The 7311-nt window shown below is 39.3% G+C and carries 6 protein-coding genes; 4 read left to right on the top strand and 2 right to left on the bottom strand.

Features of this window, described 5'->3' with window-relative positions; translation table 11 throughout:
• Positions 1-1124: 1124 nt before the first annotated feature.
• On the bottom strand, positions 1125-1808 hold the full coding sequence (locus tag KC820_RS11525) for a phosphodiester glycosidase family protein (RefSeq protein ID WP_144089568.1): 684 nt from the start codon (positions 1806-1808) through the stop codon (positions 1125-1127).
• Positions 1809-2123: 315 nt separating this feature from the next.
• On the opposite strand from KC820_RS11525, the gene KC820_RS11520 reads away from it, so the two are divergent.
• Positions 2124-2561 carry a hypothetical protein gene (locus tag KC820_RS11520; protein ID WP_144089567.1) on the top strand — a complete coding sequence of 146 codons (438 nt, stop codon included), beginning with the start codon at positions 2124-2126 and terminating at the stop codon, positions 2559-2561.
• A 72-nt stretch (positions 2562-2633) separates the two neighbouring features.
• Here the strand turns inward: KC820_RS11520 and acsA are convergent, their stop codons facing one another.
• Complete coding sequence (gene acsA / locus KC820_RS11515; protein ID WP_212371174.1) at positions 2634-4349, bottom strand: acetate--CoA ligase; 1716 nt, start codon at positions 4347-4349, stop codon at positions 2634-2636.
• A 221-nt stretch (positions 4350-4570) separates the two neighbouring features.
• Here acsA and KC820_RS11510 point away from each other — a divergent pair, with 221 nt between their 5' ends.
• The 3 genes from KC820_RS11510 to KC820_RS11500 are packed head-to-tail and all read left to right on the top strand — an operon-like array spanning position 4571 to position 7308.
• Positions 4571-5395 (top strand): M55 family metallopeptidase, encoded by an 825-nt coding sequence (locus KC820_RS11510; RefSeq protein WP_144089565.1) that lies wholly within the window; start codon positions 4571-4573, stop codon positions 5393-5395.
• Positions 5396-5407: 12 nt separating this feature from the next.
• Positions 5408-6340 carry an ABC transporter permease gene (locus tag KC820_RS11505; protein WP_212371171.1) on the top strand — a complete coding sequence of 311 codons (933 nt, stop codon included), beginning with the start codon at positions 5408-5410 and terminating at the stop codon, positions 6338-6340.
• A gap of 2 nt (positions 6341-6342) precedes the next feature.
• A complete protein-coding gene (locus KC820_RS11500; protein ID WP_212371169.1) occupies positions 6343-7308 on the top strand; it encodes an ABC transporter permease in 966 nt (321 codons plus the stop codon).
• The last annotated feature ends 3 nt before the right edge of the window (positions 7309-7311 follow it).

Here is a 7311-nt window from a genome sequence, read left to right as displayed (position 1 = left end):
CTGGCGGTTACGCTGGTGTTCTTAGGAATCCCCCACTTCAAACAACCGTAGTTTGTTAAGTGGTGGGTAGTTCAATAGTATTTCTTTATGAAGATAAAGTAGTTCAATATGTAGAAATTAAACGTCATGGTTCTGATTTTTCAACAGGAGAAAAAAATTATTTAACACCTTCCGATGATCTTATACATATTGAAAGACATTAACTATACAAGGAATGCACTGGCGACAATCGGGCATCGTGGTGTTCGATAATCAGGCCAGATTGTGGAATAAAGCCAATAGATACCTGGCCCTTATTTTGTAGAAAAAATAATGTTAATTATAATTAAAACTGGCTTATTTTTTATACATACTGTTTATTTTAATCAGGGTATTTCTGCACGTCCCCTCGAAAAGGTTGAATAGTGAAATTAGAAACGTTATTTATTCTGAGATAGCCTTTCGTTGAGCCAATTTCTGAATAATGGCATCCATGTCAACTTGATCTTCCTGTTTATTAAACTCTTAATGGCCATACAAATTGATGTGCTCCCAGCAATGGGAGAAATTTGTTTTAGTACGTCTGAATCTTGCCCCTGCTTTTCTTTATAGTTTAGCATCCTTGATAATATTCTGGCATTGTAATAAATCGATACAGTTAAGGGTTTCGCCAACATTTTGACAGAAACAATTCACCTTCTTAATCACCGTTTTTATTACTAAAAATCTCTTTGCATATACCCAATATTAAGACGCTTGTAATCACGGCAAGTGAATAAACATTAGTGTATGAAAATGAATTTGGTTTTGATATTGGAAATAAAATAGGCGATAAGCATATACCTATTAGTATATAGAGAACCAATCTAAATAATAGACTTTTTAACCATCTTGTTAATAATGTCATTAAAAAGGTGATAAAAAAAAATATAAGAAAATAGAAACCGCCAAATTGTAAGATGAATGGGACGAGGTCCGATAGACTAAAATCCCATAGGAAATCCGTTGGGTATATTTTTGAATCATAGACAAAGAAAAAGGAGGAAGACAAGAAAATAGCAGAAATAATAGAAGCCCATAAATTTGCCTTTAACTGATTAGTTAATTTTCTTGTCTCCATATTTTTATTCCCCTCGTTTTGTGTTCTATCTTTGCAGTCTCCGTAATCGGATCATGTTAAAGATATATCGATTCTCTCCAAAAAATTTATACTCAGGAATGCTTAATGCTGTTGAACCAGATCCATCAAGCACTACAGCATTTTTCGAATCTAATCCTATTTGCAGAAGGATTGATTTTACCGCTGGGATATTGATCCGCTCTGGACTAATTATTAGATATCCGAATCTTTTGCTTGTTTCATCAAAAGCCATAAACGTTCTTTGGGAGGGTCCATAATATGCTAAATCACTTCCCCAATCACTGCTTTCCAAACCAATCCCCCCAATTGCTTCTCTAACTTGAGGAAATTTATTTTTTACCTCGGTGATATTTTTTGCGTTCATTGTATCCCCGAAGTAAAAGTTACCTTCTTGATATACTACAAATGTTTTTCTACTTTCCTGTTTTGATGCACTTCCATTATAATTATGATTTTCCCCTGTACCTTGATCATTATAAGACCATGCGATAGAATCGCCTCGCTTCGGAGGACTTGTGTAATTGCCGACAAAGAATCCCCCGTTTATTCCTGAATAATTTGTTTGTGATATGGGCTTATTAATAGTTTCTGTCTTAATGTTGTTCAATGGAGTTTCAATCATTCTAACTTTAAATTGGGCAGAACCAACAATTACTGTAGGCTCTTTATAAGAGTACAATTTTGTCATTTGTTTGTCATCCCCTAATAATAATTTTAGTGTTTTCAGCTAGCTTTTTCTGATAACACATTGTTAGCATATGGGGGTAAAATTAATTCGAGGGTGTGTATATAACAAAGAAGCCAAAAATAGATATTAACCCGTTTAAAAAAGAGCTACTTTATTCACTATTGATAGCGTTCTTAAATTAATTTATAGCAATTTTGTGGTATTCATTTTTTTCAATCTTAAATAATCGGGCGCGATTGTTGCACTAAGTTATGCCAGAATCGGTCCAGTTGTTGCACACCCCAAACAATAACCAACAAGGGGAATAAAAAAAAGATGACTCAACCAAGTGTGAAAATAAAAAAGATATGGGTTGATGATAACGATAGTTTCTTTGAACTAAGTTTAGATTTCTGGACAGGTCGTTGCAGCATGAACCTCAATATATTTACTGATAATGAAGAACTAGAAAAGTTAAATGAAGGAGTAATGGATTTAGCCAATTTTAAGCAAAAGGAATTTCTGTGGATTACTGGGGAAGATGTAGAAAATGTGAGTCATTTTTTATCTATGCGATTCTTTTTGTGTGGGAATCGAGGTTATGTAGGTGTTGAGGTAACTGCCGATAATAAACTTGAAAGCCCTTATAGTGTTCGTGCGACTTTTTTTCTCGTAACTGTCCTCAGTCAAATAGATGATCTTACAAGAAAATTGGGAAGTTTTATTAAAGGTGAAATTTGTGAGCTGGAAAGTCTAATTCGATTTTTTGAATAATGAGATCAACATCACTCTTTAACATACAAAACCCACTTTAGGCATACTCCGGCCTAAAGTGGGTTTCGTTGATTAATATTCCAATGTAGACGTATCCCCTTCAGGTAAACCGAGCTCACGTGCCTTCAACAGACGACGCATGATTTTACCGCTTCGGGTTTTTGGAATCTTGTTGCTGACTTCGACTTCTCGAGGAGCAGCATGAGCACTCAAGCCTGTTTTGACGAATTGACGAATGTCTTCCAATAATTCATCGGATTCTTCATAACCTTCATTCAATGAAATAAAGGCTTTGACGATTTCACCACGCTCAGGATGCGGTTTACCGATTACGCCCGCTTCTGCGACCGCTTCATGTTCAATCAGCTTACTTTCAACTTCGAACGGACCGACCCGTTCACCGGATGTATTAATGACATCATCAACACGACCTTGGAACCAGAAGTAACCGTCTTCGTCTCGGTAAGCACTATCGCCAGAAACATACCATCCGTTAACAAAGTAGCTTTGATATTTCTCAGGGCGATTCAAGATTTTACGCATCATCGCTGGCCAGCCTTCTTTAATAGCCAAATTACCCATTCGATTTGGTGGCAATTCATTTCCTTGATCATCAACGATGGATGCTGTCACTCCTGGAATTGGTTTCCCCATCGAACCTGGCCGGATATCGACCGTCGGGTAGTTACAAATCAACTGTGCACCGGTTTCTGTCATCCACCAAGTATCGTGAATGCGTAAATCAAACGCCCTCAATCCCCAATGAATGACTTCAGGATTTAATGGCTCCCCGACACTCATGATATGACGGAGGCTAGATAAATCATGTTTCTTAATCTCTTCTTTTCCAGCACTCATCAACTTACGAAATGCTGTCGGAGCAGAATACCAAACAGTTACGTTGTAGCGATCGAGTGCACCGTACCAAGCTTCTGGGCTGAAACGTCCACCAACAACGACGTTTGTCACACCGTTTAGCCAAGGCGCAAAAATTCCATAACTCGTGCCAGTTACCCAACCTGGATCTGCGGTACACCAATAAACGTCATCATCTTGTAAATCTAGCACCCATTTTCCTGTTTGGTAGTGCTGAATCATCGCATGATGCACATGATAAACACCTTTTGGCTTTCCTGTTGAGCCGGAAGTATAATGAAGCACCAAGCCATCCTCTAAGTCTACCCACTCAATATCGAATTCTTCGCTCGCCTGCTTCATTTCTGCATGATAATCAATATAACGTCCGTCAGCTTCAACCTTCTCACCGACTAATACGACTTTTTCGAGTTTTGGTAGCTCATTCTCAGGGACACGGCCGAGTAACTCTGGGGTTGTCACAAGCACACTCGCTTCACTGTCTTCTAAACGATCTTTCACTGCTTGCTCCATAAATGCCTCGAATAACGGTCCTGCAACCGCTCCCACTTTTAAGATTCCAAAGAAGGATGCGTAGAATTCTGGAGACCTTGGAATAAACATGAACACGCGGTCACCTTTCTTGACTCCATGTTCTTTCAATACGTTTGCAAATTGGTTACTCATTTTTTTCAATTGATCAAACGTATAAGATTCTTTTCGATCAGGTGACTCATAGTAAAGTGCTACTTGATCTTTCTTTTCCGCCGTTTCTGCATGGCGGTCGATCGCTTCATAGGTCATGTTCACTTTACCCGTTTCATACCAAGAGAAGGCTTTCTTTGCTTCTTCCCAGTCGAAGTTATTATACGTTTTCGCATAGTCCATTAAATTATGTTGGCCGGCCTCTGATTTCAACACTTGTTCACTCATAAAATCACCTCGTATTTAAATTAATTATTCATTATCATAAAAATATTCTAAATTATTTATGTTTTCATTGTATATAAGATAATGGATCTTGAAAAGAAAAACAAATGAATAACGGTTATGACTGACTCTATACATCAATGGTCTCATTGTGTTTACCAACATTTTATGGTAATATTTTAAATTATCAAATAAGTTTATACATCTTAAGAGGTGAATTGTAAATGAAGTTATATTTATCCGTTGATATGGAAGGCATTACCGGACTGCCTGACCATACGTTTGTAGATTCACAATTACATAACTATGAACGAAGTAGAAGAATTATGACAAAAGAAGTCAATCATGTCGTTAAACAAGCTTTTGAGAAAGGGTGTCAGTCCCTTTTGGTCAATGACAGTCACTCAAAAATGAATAACCTTTTAATTGATGAGCTTCATCCGGAAGCTGATTTAATTACAGGCGGGGTAAAACCTTATTCCATGGTCCAAGGACTTGATGGATCCTTTGATGGGGCAATGTTTCTTGGCTACCATGCACGAGCTGGACAACCAGGTGTGATGTCACATTCCATGATCTTTGGTGTTCGTAATTTTTATATTAACGATATGGAGATCGGCGAGTTGGGCTTCAATGCCTTAGTAGCTGGTTATTACGATGTCCCAGTACTTTTGGTTGGTGGGGATGACCGTGCTGCAGTCGAAGCAGAAGCTTTAATTCCACATGTAACGACAGCTGCCGTTAAGGAGAGCATTACTCGCTCAGCTGTGAAATCGCTATCATTGAAAAATGCAGGTGAATTACTGGAAAGAAAAACGGAAGAAGCTATCAAAAATCGCTTCCAAGTAAAGCCTTTGACCCCACCGAAAAATCCAACGTTGCGTATTGAATTTGTGAATTATGGACAAGCAGAGTTGGCGGCATTTATGCCAGGAACGACAATAGAGCCAAATAGCTGTACCGTCAAATTCGAAGCAAAGGATATTTTGGAAGCTTACAGAGCAATGATTGTCATGACAGAATTAGCGATGCAAGCAACCTTTTCCTAGGGAGGTTTAATCATGGTCCGTTATATCCTCAAGCGATTTTTCATGATGATCTTAACGATTTGGATTATCGCAACACTCACTTTTGTATTGATGAACGCCATTCCCGGTTCTCCGTTTAACGAAGAGAGAACTTCCAATGAAGCGGTTCAAGAGAATTTGGAGCGGCATTTTAATTTAGATGAACCTCCTATTGTTCAATATTTTATTTATCTAAAATCGATTGCGACATTAGACTTCGGCCCATCTATTAAAAAACCAAATAGTACGGTAAACGATTTACTTGGAAGAGGTTTTCCGATCTCAGCAGAGCTTGGAATCATCGCGATCTTAGTAGCACTCCTTTCTGGAATTGTTTTAGGGGTATTGGCCGCCTTGCGTCACAACGGAATTATCGATTACCTTGCGATGACCATCGCCGTACTCGGTATTTCCATCCCGAACTTTGTGTTAGCGACATTATTGATTCAGCAATTAGCCGTTAATGGTGGATTCTTCCCTGTTGCTACATGGCAATCACCGATGCATATGGTTCTGCCGACGCTCGCATTAGCGACCGGTCCAATGGCGATCATTGCCCGGTTAACACGGTCAAGCATGTTGGAAGTATTGACACAAGATTACATTAAGATGGCACGTGCTAAAGGATTAGCTCCTTACAAAGTCGTCATAAAGCACGCCTTAAAAAATGCACTGATGCCTGTTGTTACAATCTTAGGAACCTTATTAGCAGGTATCCTGACAGGAACCTTTGTCATCGAAAAAATCTTTGCGATTCCTGGAATGGGTAAGTACTTTGTTGAAAGTATTAATCAGCGGGATTATCCAGTCATTATGGGCACAACTGTTTTTTATAGTGCATTTCTCGTGTTCGCTTTATTTTTAGTGGATATCGCATACGGGTTGTTAGACCCTCGGATTAAACTGCACAAGGAAGAGGGGAATTAACGATGAAATCACAAACAACACAATCACACGACCACATCGATTCGAATTCAAAAGAGATTCCCTTGGATTGGTTTAAACCGTTGGAAGGAGCGAATGATTCAGCCAATACCGTTGTTCGTCCGTCACTTTCTTATTGGAAGGACGCCTGGATTCGACTACGTTCCAATTACATAGCAATGGGTGGACTGATATTTCTCATCCTATTAGGAATCATGGCAATCATCGGACCGTATTTAACACCTTATACGGTAGATGGAACAATATTGGCAGACCAAAACCAACCGCCATCTTCTACCTATTGGTTCGGAACAGACAATCTTGGAAGGGATGTCTTTACACGGACATGGTATGGTGCTCGGATTTCTTTATTCGTCGGCATTATGGCTGCCCTCATTGATTTTACTGTTGGTGTCATTTACGGAGGGATTTCAGGCTATAAAGGTGGAAGAACAGATAATCTTATGATGCGGATTGTCGAGATATTATACGGATTACCTTATTTACTCGTCGTCATTTTGTTATTGGTTGTATTAGGACCGAGCCTTTCGACGATTATTCTGGCATTGACGGTTACGGGTTGGGTAGGTATGGCCCGGATTGTCCGTGGACAAGTTTTACAGATTAAAAACTATGAATACGTCCATGCATCGAAGTCATTTGGCGCAAAAACAAGCCGGATTATCCGGAAAAATTTATTACCGAACACAATGGGACCGATTATCGTCCAAATGACGTTGACGGTACCGACAGCCATCTTTGCTGAAGCCTTTTTAAGCTTCTTAGGTCTCGGCGTCCAGTTTCCTGTCGCCAGTTGGGGTGTGATGGCCAATGATGCACTGACAACGATTTTGTCAGGTCATTGGTGGCGCTTATTCTTCCCAGCATTTTTCATCTCGGCAACGATGTTCGCCTTTAACGTTCTAGGTGATGGCTTACAAGATGCCTTAGACCCGAAACTCAGGAGGTAACCC

The sequence above is a fragment of the Allobacillus saliphilus genome (assembly GCF_018138385.1).
Classification (GTDB): Bacteria; Bacillota; Bacilli; order Bacillales; family Alkalibacillaceae; genus Allobacillus; species Allobacillus saliphilus.
This window is presented reverse-complemented; position numbering and strand designations above follow the sequence as displayed.